Origin of the sequence: Paraburkholderia sp. RL18-101-BIB-B, assembly GCF_046026985.1 — a bacterium.
Taxonomy (GTDB): domain Bacteria; phylum Pseudomonadota; class Gammaproteobacteria; order Burkholderiales; family Burkholderiaceae; genus Paraburkholderia.
Window position 1 is genome coordinate 32,213 of the sequence record NZ_JARESV010000019.1, and the last position, 18,798, is coordinate 51,010.

The 18,798-nt window shown below is 58.6% G+C and carries 13 protein-coding genes; 11 read left to right on the forward strand and 2 right to left on the reverse strand.

Annotated elements, in window-relative coordinates; genetic code table 11:
* The first annotated feature begins 1 nt into the window (after window position 1).
* The 3 genes from P0D73_RS24930 (at window position 2) to P0D73_RS24940 (ending at window position 1,918) form a co-directional block, all read left to right on the forward strand.
* Window positions 2–265 (forward strand): hypothetical protein, encoded by a 264-nt coding sequence (locus P0D73_RS24930; RefSeq protein WP_408176287.1) that lies wholly within the window; start codon window positions 2–4, stop codon window positions 263–265.
* Window positions 266–404: 139 nt separating this feature from the next.
* On the forward strand, window positions 405–884 hold the full coding sequence (locus P0D73_RS24935; RefSeq protein WP_408433179.1) for a hypothetical protein: 480 nt from the start codon (window positions 405–407) through the stop codon (window positions 882–884).
* 56 nt (window positions 885–940) lie between these two features.
* Window positions 941–1,918 (forward strand): T6SS immunity protein Tli4 family protein, encoded by a 978-nt coding sequence (locus tag P0D73_RS24940; RefSeq protein ID WP_408312595.1) that lies wholly within the window; start codon window positions 941–943, stop codon window positions 1,916–1,918.
* Between the two features lie 337 nt (window positions 1,919–2,255).
* Here the strand turns inward: P0D73_RS24940 and P0D73_RS24945 are convergent, their stop codons facing one another.
* Entirely contained in the window at window positions 2,256–2,531 is a 276-nt protein-coding gene (locus P0D73_RS24945) for a hypothetical protein (RefSeq protein WP_408433243.1), read from the reverse strand.
* On the opposite strand from P0D73_RS24945, the gene P0D73_RS24950 reads away from it, so the two are divergent.
* The 8 genes from P0D73_RS24950 to P0D73_RS24985 all read left to right on the forward strand — a co-directional run bounded on the left by P0D73_RS24950 (window position 2,484) and on the right by P0D73_RS24985 (window position 17,406).
* Window positions 2,484–5,630, forward strand: a complete 3,147-nt coding sequence (locus P0D73_RS24950; RefSeq protein ID WP_408433181.1) for a type VI secretion system Vgr family protein — start codon at window positions 2,484–2,486, stop codon at window positions 5,628–5,630. The two genes, P0D73_RS24945 and P0D73_RS24950, sit on opposite strands and share 48 nt — an antisense overlap.
* 43 nt (window positions 5,631–5,673) lie before the next feature.
* Window positions 5,674–6,036 (forward strand): hypothetical protein, encoded by a 363-nt coding sequence (locus tag P0D73_RS24955; protein ID WP_408312601.1) that lies wholly within the window; start codon window positions 5,674–5,676, stop codon window positions 6,034–6,036.
* Window positions 6,037–6,043: 7 nt separating this feature from the next.
* Window positions 6,044–6,580: a hypothetical protein gene (locus P0D73_RS24960; RefSeq protein WP_408176281.1), complete on the forward strand. Its 537-nt coding sequence runs from the start codon at window positions 6,044–6,046 to the stop codon at window positions 6,578–6,580.
* Between the two features lie 16 nt (window positions 6,581–6,596).
* Window positions 6,597–11,336, forward strand: a complete 4,740-nt coding sequence (locus P0D73_RS24965; RefSeq protein WP_408433183.1) for an RHS repeat-associated core domain-containing protein — start codon at window positions 6,597–6,599, stop codon at window positions 11,334–11,336.
* Between the two features lie 6 nt (window positions 11,337–11,342).
* Window positions 11,343–11,795 (forward strand): hypothetical protein, encoded by a 453-nt coding sequence (locus P0D73_RS24970; RefSeq protein WP_408284527.1) that lies wholly within the window; start codon window positions 11,343–11,345, stop codon window positions 11,793–11,795.
* A gap of 64 nt (window positions 11,796–11,859) precedes the next feature.
* Window positions 11,860–12,147: a PAAR domain-containing protein gene (locus P0D73_RS24975; RefSeq protein WP_408284524.1), complete on the forward strand. Its 288-nt coding sequence runs from the start codon at window positions 11,860–11,862 to the stop codon at window positions 12,145–12,147.
* A gap of 249 nt (window positions 12,148–12,396) precedes the next feature.
* Complete coding sequence (locus P0D73_RS24980) at window positions 12,397–15,081, forward strand: type VI secretion system Vgr family protein (RefSeq protein WP_408433185.1); 2,685 nt, start codon at window positions 12,397–12,399, stop codon at window positions 15,079–15,081.
* Window positions 15,082–15,153: 72 nt separating this feature from the next.
* The gene (locus P0D73_RS24985) at window positions 15,154–17,406 is read left to right on the forward strand and encodes a hypothetical protein (RefSeq protein ID WP_408433187.1); all 2,253 of its coding nucleotides are present in this window, start codon (window positions 15,154–15,156) and stop codon (window positions 17,404–17,406) included.
* Between the two features lie 16 nt (window positions 17,407–17,422).
* On the opposite strand, the gene P0D73_RS24990 is transcribed toward P0D73_RS24985, so the two are convergent.
* Window positions 17,423–18,754: a formylglycine-generating enzyme family protein gene (locus P0D73_RS24990; protein WP_408433189.1), complete on the reverse strand. Its 1,332-nt coding sequence runs from the start codon at window positions 18,752–18,754 to the stop codon at window positions 17,423–17,425.
* Between the last annotated feature and the right edge of the window lie 44 nt (window positions 18,755–18,798).

Here is an 18,798-nt window from a genome sequence, read left to right on the forward strand (position 1 = left end):
TATGAGCAGGTACTGCGGCGACGACGATTCGAAATCGATCCTAGAGGCGGCCGCGCATTGGCGCGAAGCAGCGCTACTAGGCAGCGGTTCCGTCCTCACAAGCAAGCATCTTTGGACGTCATCGGCACTGGAACTGCTCGACAAGTACTTCGTCAGAAGGCCGGACCTCGGCGACGGTAAGTACCTAGAGAAGCTGAAACAGCAGCTCGCGCCCGTTGAAGACGCGGCTAAGCAACTGGTAGCGGAGATGATGTGGCTGCTATAGTCTGTTGGGGTCGCGGGACTCTGAAATCGCCGTTCTGGTTGCGGATAGCGCAACGGAGAAACACGACATCGACGGGAGTGGCCACGTCAAGGTGACGAGGGCGTTTGCACGGCATCTGCGGCAGGAGGTTTGGAAAAAATTGTTTGGCATCGCGGGCAACGTCCGGCCGGCGACGCAGTTGATGGGAGCGATCAATCAGCCTGCTAATCCGGCGAACTGGAAAGCGATACAGACGGTGGCGGACGCGAATCAGAAGTTATATGAAGCGGCGTTTTCCTTTATTCCTCGCAATCGAGCTTTGTCAGATTCGCCGGATGAGCAAGGCGATTTCGCGTCTATATGGCCAACATGGGATCCGGAAAAAAAGTCGACTGGTGGGAAGATGCCTTTCGACGAGGCCTTCTGGGCGAAGCCGCAGCACGAGAAGGCCGCGGCCAGTTTGTCCCAACTCGCGGGATTCATTGTTTCGCTTCCTATTGAGTGGACGAAAGGCGAGAACAACAACTTGGGTTTTGCCACGTCGCTTGTTGCGGAGAACTATCAGGTGCCGAAACCAACTGACGCATATGAACAGGATGCGTCGGCTGCCGATTCGAGTAAGGGGGGAGAACTTAGCTGATGAGACAGTTTAGAAGTCGCTGGAAATTGGTCGCACTTGCGTCGTTGGTGTGTGCGATGCAATCTGTGTCGTCTCGTGCCATGGCGGAAGCACATCAGGAATGCGTCGGCCGCTATGAATTGACGATTCCTGGCGATGTCGATGTTGCTTTGACCATTCCCACCGCGTTTTCCAAGCCGCAAGAAAATCCAATTCGGTTTTCCGACGATCAGCCGGCAATGCACTCCGTTTTTATTTATAACGGTACTTTCCGGATAACCGGATCGATGTCGCATGCTGACTTCGGTTCGATCCTGGATGGGATTAAAACGCGGGTGGTTTCGAGCTCAGCGTCGACCGATGAGAACGGCCGGTTTGAGGTGATACCGGCGGGACGGCCGGACGCATTTGCCTGGGCCGGGCATCGTGCGGCTGGGTTCTACATTTATGAGAATGGGCGGGCAATCAGCTTTCGCGAGTCATCGTCGGATCCTTCTGTGGCGAAGCAACGTACTGAAGCGGTTCTAAAGGGTCTTTCCGCGCGCAATGCCTACGAAATTCCCAAAGGCGATGGTGTATGTCTGCCGGACATGTTCGTTGCCGATAACGGGAAAGACTCGGCGCGCCAGGTGGGCGTATCGTTTCGTTTGAAGAACCATCCCGACGTCACAATTTTTTTTCTCGATGAGAAAGCGTTGGCAGTTGACCCCAAGCTGACGTCTAAACAAAAGAGCGAGTTCGTGTGGGGTTATGAATACGGAATCGGCAAGCGGATCAAGCTTGTTGGTGCGGCGCCTTACCGGACGGTCAAGCTCGATGGCCGGGAGGGCGTTGAAACATCGGCGATCATCACACGCGATGACGGCTCGACGGATTATGGGTATCTGGCTACGGTGCAAGGGGATTCTAATGCACCGGTTGATACGCCTAATCTGCTTCTCCTGGTTGAGAGAAACGCGAAGGATGCAAAGGGGAATGCGCCTGTGTCGGCGGAGGAGCTTGATCTGATGGCGAAGGGGATTGCGGCGTCGATAAGGCGGCGGGCGGCTCAATAGTGGGGGACGTTGGTGGGCCGGTGCATACAGCGATGATGATCGTGGGGTGCATCGGACTGACGTTGGTGATACATCGGGCGCCGCAATTAACTTATCGACGCTTCACTAATTTCAATACCGCGTTTTTACAGAGTATGAAACATTCAGCTTCGGCCGTGTACACCACTTAGATGGTGGACGATTCGCTTCACCTCTTCACCTGAGTCAAGAATGGAGCAGGATCGCGCCGAGCTACGAGATTTGAAGTCAGCCGACCAGTTTCTGGCGCGTCTCGCCGCTGCGGAGGCTGTAACGCTGACCGATGACTACTGGACAAAGACTCTGCCCATGGAGCTCGCTACATCGGCAGGCTGCAGATGCGTTCGGTATTTGTTTTGACATTAGCCACCCTCAATGCCGAATACGAGCGACAAGTTATTTTTACCGGCAAAAACAAAGTCAAGACCCACCCAGAAACAATTTCCGATTTAACATTTGCCTTTAATAATACGATTGCGAAATCCTCGTAATCTTTTGTATTATCGCGCGGTAGCGCGGGGGCGCAAATTGCATAAAAAGAGGCGGTATGGGTGCGCAGGATATTATTGCGGCGATAAAAGGCGGATTGTTGCAAAGCGAGCGCCTGCTGAAACTCGACACGCCGCTGGGTACTGACGTCCTATTGCCGCAAAGGGTGGTAGGGCATTCCCGTCTTGGCCGCGATTACGAATTCACGTTGGACACAGTTTCCACCACCAACAATATCGAACTCAAGAAGCTGATCGCCCAGCCGGTCACGCTGTGGCTTCAGCAAACCGACCACTCATACGCCCCGCACCATGGTTATGTCCATACCGCCCGTCGTTTAGGCTCCGACAGCGCGATTACCAGCTATCAGATCGGCTTTGTCTCATGGATGCATTTTCTGCGCTTCAGAAAAGATGCACGCATCTGGCAGGATAAAACCGTCGATGAAATTCTCACCGATGTATTCAATATGCATCCGCAGGCACAGGGTGCTTTCCGCTTCAGCTTGAGAAACCCATTGCCGCAGCGTTCATTCTGCGTGCAATTCGAGGATGACTGGAATTTCTGTCAAAGGCTGATGGAAACGGAAGGCCTGTTCGGCTATTTCGAACAGGCTGCGGATGGTAAATCGCACATCCTGGTCGTTACCGACGATATCGCTACCCTGCAACCGCTTTCGCCGCAAACGGTGGATTTCTACCGCTCGGGCACCAACAGCGAAACCGATGCCTTCGTGCAATGGAGCGGCACCCGCACGTTGCAGAGCACGTCGCTCATCACCCGCACCTTCGACTACAAGGCGCCGTCCCCAGCCGCGAATCCGAAAGGCACGGCGACGCCGACCTTGAGCACCCAAGGTGATCTGCCGCAGCAGGCCGAAGTGTACGAGTACACCGGCGCGTATTCTTACGCCAAACAGAACCGCGGCGACCAGCTCTCGAAGGTGCGGATGGAAGAATGGGAGTCGCGCGCCAAGCGCTTCAGCGGTGTGGGCGCGGTACGCCGTGTCGATGCCGGCCGCTGGTTCGAACTCACCAATCATCCGGACCACGGCGCGGGCAGCGCACAGGAGCGGCAGTTCGCGGTCATCGCGGTCGAGTGGGTGATCGAGAACAACCTGCCCGTCTCGAGCGGCACGACGGACTTTCCGCATAGCCTGAAGCAAAAAATCGCCGCGGCCCGCGCGCAGCACGCGAACAATCCGACGCTGGTGGTCAAAGCCACGGACGGCAGCGAAGGCTTCTTCATGGCAACGGTTGAAGCCCAACGCAAGGCCATCCCCTTCCGCAGCCCGTTCGAGCATGAAAAACCCGAGATGCACATGCAAACCGCGACCGTGGTCGGTCCGGCGAACGAAGAGGTGTACACCGATCAACTGAACCGCATCAAAGTTCAGATGCATTGGGATCGCCTGAATCCGGGCGACGAGAATGCGTCGTGCTGGATCCGCGTCGCGCAGTCGGACGCTGGCGGTAGTTATGGCGGTGTTCACGTCCCGCGCATCGGGGAGGAAGTGATCGTTTCTTTCCTCGACGGCGATTGCGACCGGCCCATTGTCACCGGTCGCGTCTACAACGGCGCGAAAACGCCGGACTGGCATTCGAACGGTATTCTCTCCGGCCACAAGTCGAAGGAATATCAGGGCAGCGGCTACAACCAGATGGTGATGGACGATGCCACCGGTCAGAACCGCGTGCAGCTCTACAGCTCGAGCACCAACGCGCAACTGCACCTCGGTTATCTGATCGCCCAGAACGGCAACTCGCGTGGTGCGTATCTCGGCAGCGGTTTCGATCTCAAGTCTGACGCCTATGGCGCAGTTCGCGCGGCGCAAGGTCTTTACGTCACGACGCATCCGGCCAACGGCACGTCGAGCCAGCCGCTCGATGTGCGCGACGCCAACAGCCAACTGACCAATTCCGAAAGCGTGATCGAAGCGCTCTCACGGGCGAGCGAGACACACCAGGCCGAAAGTCTGAACGAAGGCCACGACGCACTGAAGTCTTTCACGGATGCCACGCAGAACAGCGTGTCGGGCGCTACAAGCAGCGGAGGCAACACAGCCGGCGGCGGCACAGGCAGCGCCAACGCCTTCAAGGAGCCGATCATGCTGTTCGCCACGCCGGCGGGCATCGCAATCTCGACGCAGAAGTCGGCGCACAGCACCGCGACAGAGCATGTCAATCTGGTCAGCGGGCAGAGCACACACATCGCCACGGGAAAATCGCTTCTCGCCAGCGTCGGTGAAAAGATCAGCCTGTTCGTGCAGAACGCGGGCATGAAGTTGTTCGCGGCGAAGGGCAAAGTCGAAATCCAGTCACAGTCGGACAACGTCGAACTCACCGCGCAGAAAACCTTCAGGTTGCTCTCGGCAACCGAAAAAATCGAAGCAGCCGCCGATCAGGAGATCCTGTTGACGAGCGGCGGCGCGTACATCCGTATCGCGGGCGGCAACATCGATATTCACGCGCCGGGCATGGTCGATGTCAAAGGTGCGCAGCATAGCTTCAACGGCCCGACGAGTCAGGGCTATCCACTGCCGTCGGCCCGTCCCGATCAACCGGGACAGCTCGAGTTGCTCCATCAATACGCGAATGGCGAGCCGGTCAAAGGCGGGCAGTTTTCGGTACTGGACGCCAACGGCGGAGTTCTGCGTCAAGGCGCGCTGGATGCAAACGGTCGCATGACGGTCAGCGGTTTGCCGCCAGGCGTGGCGCAAGTGCAATTCGGCGCCGATCCTCGCGATCCCTCGCAGCCGGCCAATTACTTCAAGAGCATGAACTGGCCAGCCGAGCCGTTGCACGCGTCCGGCGACGCCGCAGCCGCATCGCAGATGGCTTCGTTCCTGCCTGCCGCGGCTAGCAGCGCGTCGGGCGCAGCCGCCGCGGCCGGAAGCTCCAGCGTTGCAGCGAGTGCAGCGAGCGCGTTGGCCAGTACGGCGAAGGGCGCGGTGGGCTCGGCCGTCGACGGTGCGTCGCAACTCGCGAGCCTCGCCGACATCGCCTCACAAGGCAGCGGCGGCCTAACGTCGATGGCGAAAAGCCAGGCCACCGGATACGCCCAAAACGCGCTCACCAAGGCGTTACCTTCAGGCGCCAGCGCCGCGGTCTCACAAGCCAGTCAGGCCGCAAGCACGGCCAAGGAAATCAGCAGCATCGCGCAATCGGCACGGAGCGCATTGCCGGCAATCAACGGCATTGTCTGACGCGATGCCGATCATTCGACACCAAGCAACGGTCAGTCCAACCATGAAGAAAACGGCCTTTCTCGCATTCGCGTTTGCAGTCACCTCGCTGGCTTTCGGGGCAACCGAACTGAGGATTTCCGCCGCCGCGATGGCGTCGCAATACGACAGCGACGTCGACGCCGCGACGAAATTCACCGATAAGCCGCTCGCTCTGACCGGCAAGCTGCTGTCCCTCGATTCCGGCCTGACCGATGACGTCATCGGCACGCTTGGCGACGACTCGGACTCCGCGGTACGCGTGACCTTTGCGGACAAAAAAAGCATCGACAAGATCCGCTCGCGCGTCGGCCAAAAGATCACGCTTCATTGTGTGGGCGCATTCTCGACCACGTTCCCGGCCGCGACCGATTGCAAGGTCAAGTAAGTCGAAGATGAAATTCCCTCACACGATAATGGCGATGGTGTGCGGCGTGGCGATTGCCGCAAGCGCGCACGCCCAGTCGACAGCCGACCTCCGGACGATCGCCCGCTTCGTCGAGTGCAAGCTCGACGCGCGTCAGATCGACCGCTTCATCGGCAGAGTCGACAACGCCACCGTGCCGGGTTTCGCAAGTCAGCCCTCGCACGAGAAGGCCGTCGATCTCGCCTGGAAAACGCAGAAACCGATCGAGGCCTGGGGTACATCGTCGAATCTGGTGTCGCTCGTGTCGCCGCGGCAAATGCTGCTCGCGATTCCCGCAGCCCAAGGCGACGAAATCAACGTTGCCAGGCAATGGGCCGAACGCATCGGCGGCATGAGCGAAGGAGCCGGCACGATTTCACTGCGCGAAAACGCGCATTGGCGAGGCGTCGACTATCGCAAGCCGGTCGGCGAGAAGGAAATCAGATTGCTTGTCGATCAGCAGGAAAGCCCGGGCTGGATTCTGCTCGGATGCGCCTACGACAAACTCTTTTCCCATAGCAACTAAACCGACCTGATCCAGCATGAGCGCAGCCGCTGCCCAGACTACCGCCGTTGTCCGAACCGAAGTCGCCATCGCGCCGCTCGTCACCATCGCCAAGGAGGATGTCGGCTCCGCGCTCGAGCAATTCGATGCGTGGCTCAAGAGCGTCAGTGACGGCTACATCACGCTGGAGCGCGTCGAGCAACTGGCCAATTACATTCCAGTCGTTTCGAACATTCTGTCGGCGATCGATGTCGTGATGGATATCAAACGGCTGATCGAAGCGGAGTCGAAAGACTTCTTCGATTATCTGAATCTAGGTATCGACCTCATCGGCGTGATCCCGCTGCCGCCCGTGATGGGCGAATTCCGTATGGGCGCGCGGCCGCTGATGAAGCTCGCTCGCGAGGAACTCGCGAAGAGCGCCAAGGCCGTGGCGGAGGGCGGCGCGCAGATGATCGCCGATACGATCATCTCGGTGCTGGTGGCGCACATCAGCGCGAAGTTCGCTGGCGATATCGAGAAATTCATTCAGGAAGTGCAGGCGAAGCTCGCACAGATGCTCGACGATTGCGCGGATCATGCAAAGAAGCTGCTCGAAGGTCTTGCGCAGGTCTTCGAAGGCGCGGCATCGGGCAAGCTCTTCGACACGTCGGGCAACTATCGCGCGGCCGACAAACATCTCGCACAAGTCGGCGACGGCTTTGCCGCCCATGACGCGAGCAAGGTCGCCGAGAACCTGTGGTCGTATCTGAAAGACGGCACCAAGGTGCTGGTGAAGGACGCGGCGAATCTTGCGTCACGTGCAGCGAATGAAATCTCGCCGTCCACGAACCAACGGCTCAGGCAGATGGCCGCGGAAGCGCGCCATGCGATTCCGATGGTGATGGAGAAGATCAAGGGCTTGAATAGCGCGGATGTCGGCGGCCTGATCTGGATGCTCGACGCGCTGATGCAGGCCGTGGCGAAGTGGAAGGAAAAGCAGAAACACAAACAGACCGTCGGCATCAAGGCAGCCGGCAAGGTTGAAGCCGAGTTGAAGAAAACCGAAGGCGAACTGGAGACGATCGCGACGCAGGCGAAGGCCAAGCATCCGGGAGCGAGCGACTGCAAGAGCTGTGGCTTGGGACGCAGCGGCGGCTCGATCGGCTATGCACTCGGCGACGAACGCTTCGATCACCAGGACTTCGTTTTGCCCGGCGCAATGCCGGTGGTCTGGCGACGCACGTACCGTTCATTTCTCTCCGCCTACGACGAAAGCAATCTGGGCGCGCGCTGGATCACGCCCTACACCACGCGCTTCGATATCCACGCGGCGAAGCTTGTCTATCACGATCCGAGCGGACGCAGTCTCGACTACCCGCTGCTCAAGGCGGGTGAGACGCACGATGATCTCGCCGAAGATCTCACGCTCGCGCAGCTCGATAATCAATGGCTCACGCTCACGCGCGGCCATGAACTGCTCGAAGCGTACGAGAAACGCGGTGGTGCTTTCCGGCTCGCTTTCCTGAAGGACCGCAACGGCAGTCAAATCACGCTGGATTACGACGACGCGCATCGGCTCACGCGGCTGATCACCTCGCAAAGCATCGTCGTGTTTTCGCACGACGCGAGCGGCCGTCTGAGCGAAGCGGTGGAGACCGACCAGGAAGGCGAACGAGTCGGCACGCTGGTGCGTTACGCCTATGACCAGCATGGCGACCTGATTGCGGCAACCGACCGCCACGGCAATCGTCGCGAGTATGCCTATACACATCACCTCGTCACGCGATACACGGATCGTACTGGTCGTGGCATGAATCTCGAATGGGATGGCACGGGACCCAAGGCGAAGTGCGTGCGCGAATACGCGGACGACGGTAGCTTCGACACGCGTCTCGCGTGGCATCCGGATATCCGTCTCGTCGACGTGACTGACGGGCTCGGCAACCTCACCCGCTACTACTTCGATATCGACGGCTACACGTATCGGATCATTTACGCGGACGGCCTCGATGAGTGGTTCTACCGCGACGCCCAGCACAACCTGACGCAGCATATTTACCCGGACGGCAGCGTCGAGCGCTTCACCTACGACGAGCGCGGCAACCTGATCGAACAGGCGCGCCCGGATGGCAGCGTGGTACGCATGGAGTACGACGCCAAGGATCAGATGACGGTCATCATCGATCCGCACGCGTATCGCTGGGCCCGCGAGTATGACGATGCAGGCAATGTCACCACGCAGATCGATCCGCTGGGTCACAAGACGCAATACAGCTACAACGCTCAGGGACAGCCGACCGAGATCGTCGACGCAAAGGGCGGCGCGAAGGCACTCGCTTATGATGCCGCGGGCCGCCTTGTCAGCTATACCGATTGTTCGGGGAAGACGACGCAGTGGACCTACGATGGAGAAGGCCGCCTGCTCGGGAGCAAGGACGCGGGCGGGCGGAGTGTCGCCTATCGCTATGGCGGCAACGGCCAACTGGCTCAAGTCCAATCTGCCGCGGGAATCGAGAAGCTGGAGTACGACGCCGAAGGCCGGCTCCTCGTGCATACGGATCCGCTGAACCAGGTCACCCGCTATGGATACGATGCCGCCGGGCGAATCGCGCATCGTCGTGATGCAACGGGCGAACTGCTGAGCTATCGCTACGACCGCGCCGGACGGCTGAGCGCACTCACCGATTCGAACCACGCGACTTACCAGTTTCACTACGATCCGGTTGGGCGCCTCCTCGAGGAAATCGGCTTCGACGGGATGACGACCCGGTACGGCTACGACGCGGCGACTGGCCAGTTACAAACCGTCGATGAAGCGGGACAAAAGACTCAGCTCGAATACGACAGCGGTGGACGCCTCGCGCGGCGCGTCGCCGGCGCGGGCGACGAGCGTTTCATGTACGACGGAACTGGCCGTCTCATCGATGCACAAAACGCCGTCAGCCGGGTGCAGCACTTCTTCGATCCAGTCGGCAATCTGGTACGCGAACATCACACGCAAGCGTTATTCGGCGAGCGCCGCAGCTATGTGTGGCGGCATGAGTACGATGAGATCGGCACGCGCATCAAAACCGTGCGGCCCGATGGTCATGCCGTCGACTGGCTGGTGTATGGCACGGGCCACGTGCACGGCATGCAGCTCGACGGACAGGAATTGATTCAGTTCGAGCGCGACGACCTGCATCGTGAAACACAACGCACGCTGTCGAACCGGATTGCGCAGAACACGCGCTATGACCCGGTCGGACGGATGGAGTCCCAGGCGCTCAAACGCACCGGCGCACCCGCTGCGATCGTGGCACGGCGGTATCGGTACGATGCCGTGGGGCAACTGAAAGAGATCGACGACAGCCGGGACGGCGTGACGCGTTATCAGTACGATCCCGTCGGACGGCTGGTCGAAGCAATGAGCCCTTTTGCGACCGAACGTTTCGCATTCGATCCGGCGAGCAATATTGTCGATCCGGGCAATCCGGCCCAGGCACGCACTAGCGGCGGTCTGCAATCGAGTACCTTGCCGGCGCAGACGCCGAGAGTGCTGGGCAATCTTTTGAAGGACTACGCCGGCACACACTTTACCTACGATGCCCGCGGCAACCTGATTTCCAAACGCTCGGCAGGCGCCGAGCAGCGCTACGAGTGGGACGAATTCAACCGGATGACGGCGGCCAGTGTTGCTGAGCCGGCGCGCCATCACGAGGCGCGTTATTTCTACGACGCGTTCGGGCGCCGTATCGGTAAAGAGGTCGACGGCAAACGCACGACGTTCGGCTGGGACGGCGATACGCTGGCGTACGAAAGCGCCGATGAAGGCAGCACGCATTATGTATATGAAGCGGGGTCATTCGTGCCGCTGGCGCAGTTCGTCTCCGGCGCGATCGCGGGTATCGCTACGCCCGATTGGAAGCAGACCGATCGCTATGCGCCGGAAGACGATCCGCTGCTGAAGCCTGTCGTTCTTCCGCCCCCCGCGCACATCTTTTACTACCACTGCGATCAGCTCGGCACGCCGCAACTGCTTACCGATGAATTCGGTGAAGTCGTCTGGGAAGCCAAATACAAGGCCTGGGGTGAGGCGCTCAATGTAATCGCGCGCGTGTCGAAAGCGACGGCCAGCGCTGTGCGGAATCCAATTCGCTTCCAGGGTCAACACTACGACGACGAAACCGGCCTCGCGTACAACCGTCACCGATACTACGATCCGGGCACCGGACGTTTTACGTCCAAAGATCCGATCGGACTGCTGGCCGGCGGGAATGTGTACCAGTACGCGCCGAATCCCACGGGCTGGATCGACCCGTTGGGGCTCAAGAAGAAAGCGCAAACACCGAACAAGGATTGCTGCCAGAAGGATCCCTGTGCCGGCAAAGACCCGGCTGCGCAGGCGCGAAGCTGGCAAGGCAAAGACCCTTATCCCGGAGTCGACTCCTACACGAACACGGTCTTGAAGCGCGGTACAGTGTTGTACACGTTGTACCCGTATGCGCCGCCCGACAAGATCGCGACCGCTTTGCCTGGTAACTATTTCTCCGACGCTCGCACGATTCTCAACACAGGCGGGTCAGCGCGCGAGTACAACGATATGACGCAGATTTCGCACGCAGGCAATACAGTCGACGCCCGCCCGATGAGAAGCCAATTGAGGGCATTCGTTGTCACCAAGGACATTTGCGTGGCGAAGGGACAGTCGCTCGCCAATCCCAACCTGGGCAAAGGCGGAGGCACTCAGTATTTCGTATCGAGCGCCGACAAGGGCAGCCTCGTCGGCGGCAATATTTTGAAGTTTGGGAGTTAATGAAAGATGGCTACGTTCGATTTTTCCACTGGCACGCTGGCTATCGATGCGTCAACGAACCTGTTTCGGGGTAGGCCGTCGCCTGACGAATCGCCTTTGACAGGAGCAACGGAACTGGCGAAGTACGGCGAGTGGGAAAACTACGGCATCAAGAGCGTGAAAGTTTGGGGCAAGACGTTCGGCGTGACGGCTCGCTTTTGCGACAAAAAGCTCGCAATGCTCGACTTCGTTTGGACCGATGGCGTGGCCAAAAAGCTCGACTGGTCGGCGACCGAGGAAGATCTCGTCAAGGAGAAGAAGACGCTGTCGAAAATAATCGCCACAGAAGCACAATCGCCTTGTGTATCGTCCACGACAGGCGCGGATACCTTTGTCTTTAGCTGGGGGACGCTTACGGTGCACGCCGACCTACGCTCGATGGGTGTGACGACAAGCGTCGCATACACAGGCAGAGCGTAAGCGGATTACATGACAGGCCGAAAACTCGGCTGAGCGCGCACAAACTCCAGCTCCCAGAGATAACATGAAACGATATCTGGTTTTGAACGGCGACAAGACGACCGCCAATGGCGTTGTTCAAGCCGTTCCCACCTCCATTCAATTGAGCGACAAAGACGTCGCCCACGAAGGAGATCCGGTTGCATGTCCCGCTTGCAATACAAGGGGGAAGATACAGTGCGATGGACCGCGCCAGATCATGACCGCACCGGACGGAAGGCATGCAGCCTTGAGCGACGATCTCTGTATATGCGGTTGCCATCCGCCGCCGCGACTGGTGTCGTCGCAGCAGATGATGTCCGTCGATGCCTAGCGAATCACCGGTGTATCCGTGGTCAACCTAATCCGCAACGAGGCTCAGTAAAAAGGAGCGAAAGAATATCGCTGCCGGGCCATTTACAGGCATGCACGCTATTTTTACCGAATTCGTGCGCGTGTCGAATTGGCGCGGAACAAATTCCGATTTAACATTTGTTTCCATTGAATCGATTGCGGTAAACGTCTGATCTTTTGTATTATCGCGCGATAGCGCGGGGGCGCAAATTGCATAAAAAGAGGCAGTATGGGCGCGCAGGACATTATCGCGGCAATTAAAGGCGGGTTGTTGCAGAGTGACCGTCTGCTTAAACTCGATACACCACTGGGCGCGAACGTCCTTCTGCCACAGAGGCTGGTGGGCTATTCCCGTATCGGCCGTAATTACGAATTCACGCTGGATACGGTTTCAACCACCGACAATATCGAACTCAAGAGGCTGATCGCCCAGCCTGTCACGCTGTGGATCCAGCAAACCGACCAGTCGTATGCCCCGCACCACGGTTATGTCCATACCGCCCGTCGTTTAGGCTCCGACAGCGCGATTACCAGCTATCAGATCGGCTTTGTCTCATGGATGCATTTTCTGCGCTTCAGAAAAGATGCACGCATCTGGCAGGATAAAACCGTCGATGAAATTCTCACGGATGTATTCAATATGCATCCGCAGGCGCAGGGTGCTTTCCGCTTCAGCTTGAGAAACCCATTGCCGCAGCGTTCATTCTGCGTGCAATTCGAGGATGACTGGAATTTCTGTCAAAGGCTGATGGAAACGGAAGGCCTGTTCGGCTATTTCGAACAGGCTACCGACGGCAAATCGCACACGCTGGTCGTTACCGACGATATCGCTACCCTGCAACCGCTTTCGCCGCAAACGGTGGATTTCTACCACTCGGGCACCAACAGCGAAACCGATGCCTTCGTGCAATGGAGCGGCACGCGCACGCTGCAAAGTACTTCGCTCACTACGCGCACGTTCGACTACAAGTCGCCGTCCACCGGGTCGAATCCGAAAGGCACCACGATCCCGACGCTGGGTACCCAGGGTGACCTGCCGCAGCAGGCCGAAGTGTACGAATACACAGGCGCCTACACGTACGGCAAGCAGGACCGCGGTGATCAGCTCTCGAAAGTGAGAATGGAAGAGTGGGAATCGCGCGCGAAGCGTTTCCACGGCGTGGGTGCAGTGCGTCGTGTCGACGCCGGCCGCTGGTTCGAACTGCAGGACCATCCGGAGCACAGTACGGGTAGCCAGCAGGATCGGCAGTTTGCGGTGATCGCCGTCGACTGGATCGTGGAGAACAACCTGCCGGTCTCGAGCGGCACGACGGATTTCCCACATAGCCTGAAGCAAACGATCTCTACGGTCCGTGCGCAGCATGCCAGCGATCCAGCGCTGATCGTCAAAGCCACGGACGGCGGCGAAGGCTTCTTCATGGCAACGATTGAAGCCCAACGCAAGGCCATCCCGTTCCGCAGTCCGCTCGAACATCACAAGCCGAAAATGCACATGCAGACGGCGACCGTGGTGGGACCGCAAAACGAAGAGGTTTTCACCGACTCCCTGAACCGCGTCAAAGTCCAGATGCACTGGGACCGGCTGAATCCCGGCGACGAGAACGCCTCCTGCTGGGTACGTGTTTCCCAATCGAATGCCGGCGGAGGGCACGGTGGAGTGCACGTCCCGCGCATCGGCGAGGAAGTGATCATTTCGTTCCTCGACGGCGACTGCGATCGACCGATTGTCACCGGTCGCGTCTACAACGGCGCGAAAACGCCGGACTGGCATTCGAACGGTATTCTCTCCGGCTACAAGTCCAAGGAATACCAGGGCAGCGGCTACAACCAGATGGTGATGGACGATGCCACCGGCCAGAACCGCGTGCAGATGTACAGCAGCAGCGCTAACTCGCAACTGCATCTCGGCTATCTGATCGCGCAAACCGGCAACGCGCGCGGCGCCTATCTGGGCAGCGGTTTCGACTTGAAGTCGGACGCATACGGTGCAGTGCGAGCTGCACAAGGCATGTACGTCTCGACGCATCAGACAACCGGCGCAGCGAGCCAGCCGCTCGATACACGCGAAGCGGGCAGCCAGCTGGTCAATTCGGAAAGCGTGATCGAGTCGCTCAGCCAGGCGAGCGAAACGCATCAGGCCGAGAGCCTGAAAGATGGCTACGACTCGCTGAAGTCCTTCACCGACGCCACGCAGAACAGCGTCTCGGGGGCGACAGGCAGCGGAGGCAATACAGCCGGTGGCGGCACCGGCAGCGCGAACGCATTCAAGGAACCGATCATGCTGTTCGCAACGCCTGCAGGCATCGCGATGTCAACGCAGAAGTCGGTTCATATCGCGGCAAACGAGCACGTCAATCTGGTCAGTGGTCAGAGCACACATATCGCAACCGGCAAATCACTGCTGGCAAGCGTCAGCGAAAAAATCAGTCTGTTCGTTCAGAACGCGGGCATGAAGCTGTTCGCGGCGAAGGGCAAAGTCGAAATCCAGGCCCAGTCCGACAACATCGAAATCACCGCGCAAAAGAGCCTGAAGCTGCTATCGGCGACGGAAAAAATCGAGGTCGTTGCCAAGCAGGACATCCTGTTGACGAGTGGCGGCGCGTACATCCGCCTGAAAGACGGAAACATCGAAATCCACGCGCCGGGAAAAATCGATATCAAAGGCAGCAGCCATTCCTTCGCCGGGCCCACGAGCCTGTCGAGCAAGCCGCCCGCGCTCCCCTCCGGCGAAGGCCCGTACAACGAGCAGTTCAAGATTCACGACAAGCACACCGGCGAGGCCGCCCCCTACGTGCGCTACCGCGTCGAGACTGCGGAAGGCAAGGTGTTCGAGGGCATGACCGATGAACAGGGTCTCACCTCGCGCATCATGACGAGCACGCCGAGTGCCCTGAAAGTTTTCCTCGATACCTGATTCCGGCCAACGAGTACGCGCGCATCCTTTGGGTGCGCTGATTCTTTCGCCCATTCAAGCAGACCGACATCCATGAACGCTCCGAGCACAAGTCACGCGCCAGACGGCAACGGCACCACTAACACGACACCCGACAGTCTCGTGCACGTGCCGCACGATCCGGCGCCCAGGCTCTACTTCCGGCCCGAGACGGGAGAATTCATTCTCGTGCCGGCGGAGGACGTCAGCGGTCTGCAAAGCGAATGCAATCTGCTGCATGACCGCGTCGACAAATTTCACAAGGCGAATGAGAAGCTCGACGTGGTGCTGAAGGCCTATGCCGAGGACGTACAGAAGCATATGTCCGATCCGCGCGCCGGTGAGGCGCACAAGGCCGCCGTCGACGATGCCCTCAAGGAACGCGAGACTGCGCACAAGGCGTTAAAAAAGGAACTGGAGCCGCTCAGCAAGCTGGATAGCAAAGACCTCACCATGGTCGAGTTGATCCCGATTCATATCGACGGCGATGGAAAAAAATCCGTCAAGTTCGCCAAGTACAAACTCCACTACGTACGCTCGAACAAGATCAAGGCGGGCTGGCATAAATTCGGGCCCGCTGCTTTCGAAGACATGAAGGGCCGCAAGGAAGAAAAAGAAACCGGTGCGAAAAGCTTCATCAAGAAAAATGCGAACGGCAAGTACAAGATCGACGTCGATAAGCTGAAAGAAGGCGTGCTCATTAATCGCGAGAGCAAGATCAAGTCGCAGCTGTACGAAAAGACCAAAGTGTCCTCGGAGATCGTCGAGAAGCATGTGACGGGGACGCTTTTCGCTTGGGCGGAAGAGTGGAACAAGGATCTCAGTTACAGCGCTGGCGCGGAGGAACCGGCGGAACGTGGTGAGGGCGAGAAGAAAGAGACGGAGAAACCCAAGCAGACCGCATTCGGCAACAACGTCAGCATCGAGGCCAAAGCGCAGTTGATGCGGTATCTGGCTGGCGCGGGATTGGACACGGAGTGGCAACCGCAAAAGGGCCGCGTGGCCATCAAGGCGTCGGCGCAGGCCGAATTCGCTATCGCCGAAGGCAAGGTTTCCGGCGCGTTCTACTATCCGGACATCGCCGGCTGGATGTGGAGTCTGGACGGCGATGACGGCAAGACTTATCCGCTCGGTGCGGTTCGATTCAAGTGTGAACTCGGCTTGTCGGGGATGGTGGGCGCAAGTATGGTCGCGCAGTTGGGCGTCGTCGTCGACTATCGCGACGAAAAGCGCAAAGACCTGGGTCTGTACGGCGCAGCGGTCGACAACCCCACTACGAAGCAACGCGAAATCAAGGTAGGTGGCAAGCCAGTCGATCCAAGCGCGAATGCCGACCTCGACGTATTCGCCGGTGCGCGCGCGGATCTGTCGCTCGAAGGCGCGCTCGAGTGGATGGAGCCAGCGAAGCAAGGGCCGAGTGGGAAGTACAAACCATTCGCCAAGGTCGGCGATACCATCACCGCAATGGCGGGCGCCGGACTTACCTGCATGCTCGACGTGAGCTACGCGGCGGGCCGTTTCAGAATCAAGGCGAAGGCCGGACTATGCCTGGGCGTGGGAGCGAAAGGCGACATCGAGGTGTCGGTCGACGCGCTGCGCATTGCTGAATTCGTCAAATGGTTCTTCTACCAGCTTTATCACGCGAACTTCCAAAAGTTGAAGTTCGTCGAAACGACCGCCTTTAACGCCTTCTCACATATTCAGGTGATGGTCATTCAAGGCATTCAGGATCTGGCCTCCACCGTCGGTCAGGAAGTCGATGAAATAAACAGGCTTTTCACGGACCTCATCGAGGAATACGAGAAAGAGGCCGCACGCGTGCAATTGATGAACCGCGTTCTCAGCAATCCATGGATGCTCCAGTACGCGACGCCCGAAGCGAAGGGCATCATGATCTATCAGTTGACTCGCCATTGGTACGCGACGGATGGCATCGACATGGCTAATCACAAGTACGGTCGGTGGTACGGGAATCGCAAGGATGCTGTTAAGCAGATCCTCAAGTGGTCGCACACCAAGCACGATCTGAACAACGTCGTCCAGCACATCCATCCGCAGGGGCGCTCCGGCGACATTACTGTGCGGCGACAACAGCTAAAGGAATTTCTCGAGATGTCGCTGACGAGCGCTCCTGCGGGAGACGGGAAAGAAATTGACGATTACTACGACAGCCTGCAAGCGATGCTGAAAGTCGACCCCACGCCTGGCTATGCCGTTGCGCAGGTCGACTCGACCGATTACCAGTTCCAGGCTGCCGTGGGCAGACACCCGTTTTACGACAACATGCCGGACGTGCGGGTGGTCTGACGGCGCGCCGCGAAATTCACAGAGGGCTGGTCTTTTGCACCGCGCAGCGGAAGGTCAGCGTGACAGCCGTGGGTCCTAACGTGCGCCCGTCCTTGGTTTTGATGGCGTAACCGGCAGGCGGCGCCTTGTAGCGATAAACCGTCATGGCGGTTTCGGAGTTGTCGCCTTCCGCGCCACGAATCACTTTCATGGTCCCGCTCGCCGGTCCCGTGGGATTCTTCGCCGGTGAGTGTTCATAGTAGTCCGGGGCGAACCAGTCGTTGACCCAGTCTCGACCGTCGACACCGATGTCGTAAAGACCCAAGGCGTTCGGCGGATATTTGCCGACGGGATAAACATATTGTGAAACGGCGGTATCAGGCGTGTACTTCTGCTCGACCGTATCGGCGGATGGCAGGTTGTGATCCGCTTCGTACTTGCCGTTGTTCGTTCCGAAAATGACCGGCTTGCCACCCGAACGGGCGGCATATTCCCATTGCGCTTCAGTAGGCAGATCGACCGGCGCGCCGCCTTGCTTGCCAAGCCACTCGCAATAATCTTTGGCCATCTGCCACGGAACGCCGGCCGGGTGGTCGGCGGCCCTGTATTGCCGATCCGCTTTGTCTTGCGGCCACGATGGTTTGCCCGTCGCAGCGGTATAGATATCGAGGTCTGCGTACGTGACCTTGTACTTGCTGATCGAAAAACTATCCAGCGTCACCGAATGAGCAGGTTTGTTTTCCTGCTGCGACGTAAATGGAAGTTTTTCCGGTGTCACTTGCGGACCGAAATCTCCCATCGTGAAGGTCCCGCCCTTCACGAAAATCATATCCGCGAGCGATTTTTTGACGAGTGCTGTGACTTCAGGAGATTGGCCAGTCTGGCTGCATGCCGGGAAAGAAAATGCGAATACCGTCAGCGGGACAACTGTAAGCTTAACCAACTTTGGCAATGGCAAATGCATGCGTTCAATCTCCGGGCGGATGGCTAATGGATTATAAGTTCGATCCGGAGCTTTCGACATTTTCAATTGCAACAAGTCGGGTCGAATTTCGATACAAGATGCATCGATCAACCAAGGATTCGGATGCGCCCGTTCGAAGCAAGTCCGCAGATAGTAGTGCAATGAAAACAGTGTGACTTGCCGAGTGGATTTCAACTGAGAGGCGTGCTTGACCAGCCGTCCCGCGTGGCGACAATAAACGAGCCGCTCGGAGCTTGTCAACGCATTGGCAGTACGAAGCGATTTTTCGCCATAGACGGACGGCGACAATCTGACGGCCGCGTCGTCGAACGGACGGGCGCAGCGCAGTTCACGCCGGACCAACGCGGTGCGGTTGCGCGACGCCACGCCCCTCAAGTTATCCACAGCCCCCTCTGGACAACTTTTGTACAAGCCGTCTAACACGTTGT

Coding starts and splice junctions, on each gene's coding strand:
- P0D73_RS24985 (WP_408433187.1), top strand. CDS start 15,154: ATGAACGCTCCGAGCACAAGTCACGCGCCAGACGGCAACGGCACCACT.
- P0D73_RS24930 (WP_408176287.1), top strand. CDS start 2: ATGAGCAGGTACTGCGGCGACGACGATTCGAAATCGATCCTAGAGGCG.
- P0D73_RS24970 (WP_408284527.1), top strand. CDS start 11,343: ATGGCTACGTTCGATTTTTCCACTGGCACGCTGGCTATCGATGCGTCA.
- P0D73_RS24960 (WP_408176281.1), top strand. CDS start 6,044: ATGAAATTCCCTCACACGATAATGGCGATGGTGTGCGGCGTGGCGATT.
- P0D73_RS24980 (WP_408433185.1), top strand. CDS start 12,397: ATGGGCGCGCAGGACATTATCGCGGCAATTAAAGGCGGGTTGTTGCAG.
- P0D73_RS24940 (WP_408312595.1), top strand. CDS start 941: ATGCAATCTGTGTCGTCTCGTGCCATGGCGGAAGCACATCAGGAATGC.
- P0D73_RS24965 (WP_408433183.1), top strand. CDS start 6,597: ATGAGCGCAGCCGCTGCCCAGACTACCGCCGTTGTCCGAACCGAAGTC.
- P0D73_RS24950 (WP_408433181.1), top strand. CDS start 2,484: ATGGGTGCGCAGGATATTATTGCGGCGATAAAAGGCGGATTGTTGCAA.
- P0D73_RS24975 (WP_408284524.1), top strand. CDS start 11,860: ATGAAACGATATCTGGTTTTGAACGGCGACAAGACGACCGCCAATGGC.
- P0D73_RS24955 (WP_408312601.1), top strand. CDS start 5,674: ATGAAGAAAACGGCCTTTCTCGCATTCGCGTTTGCAGTCACCTCGCTG.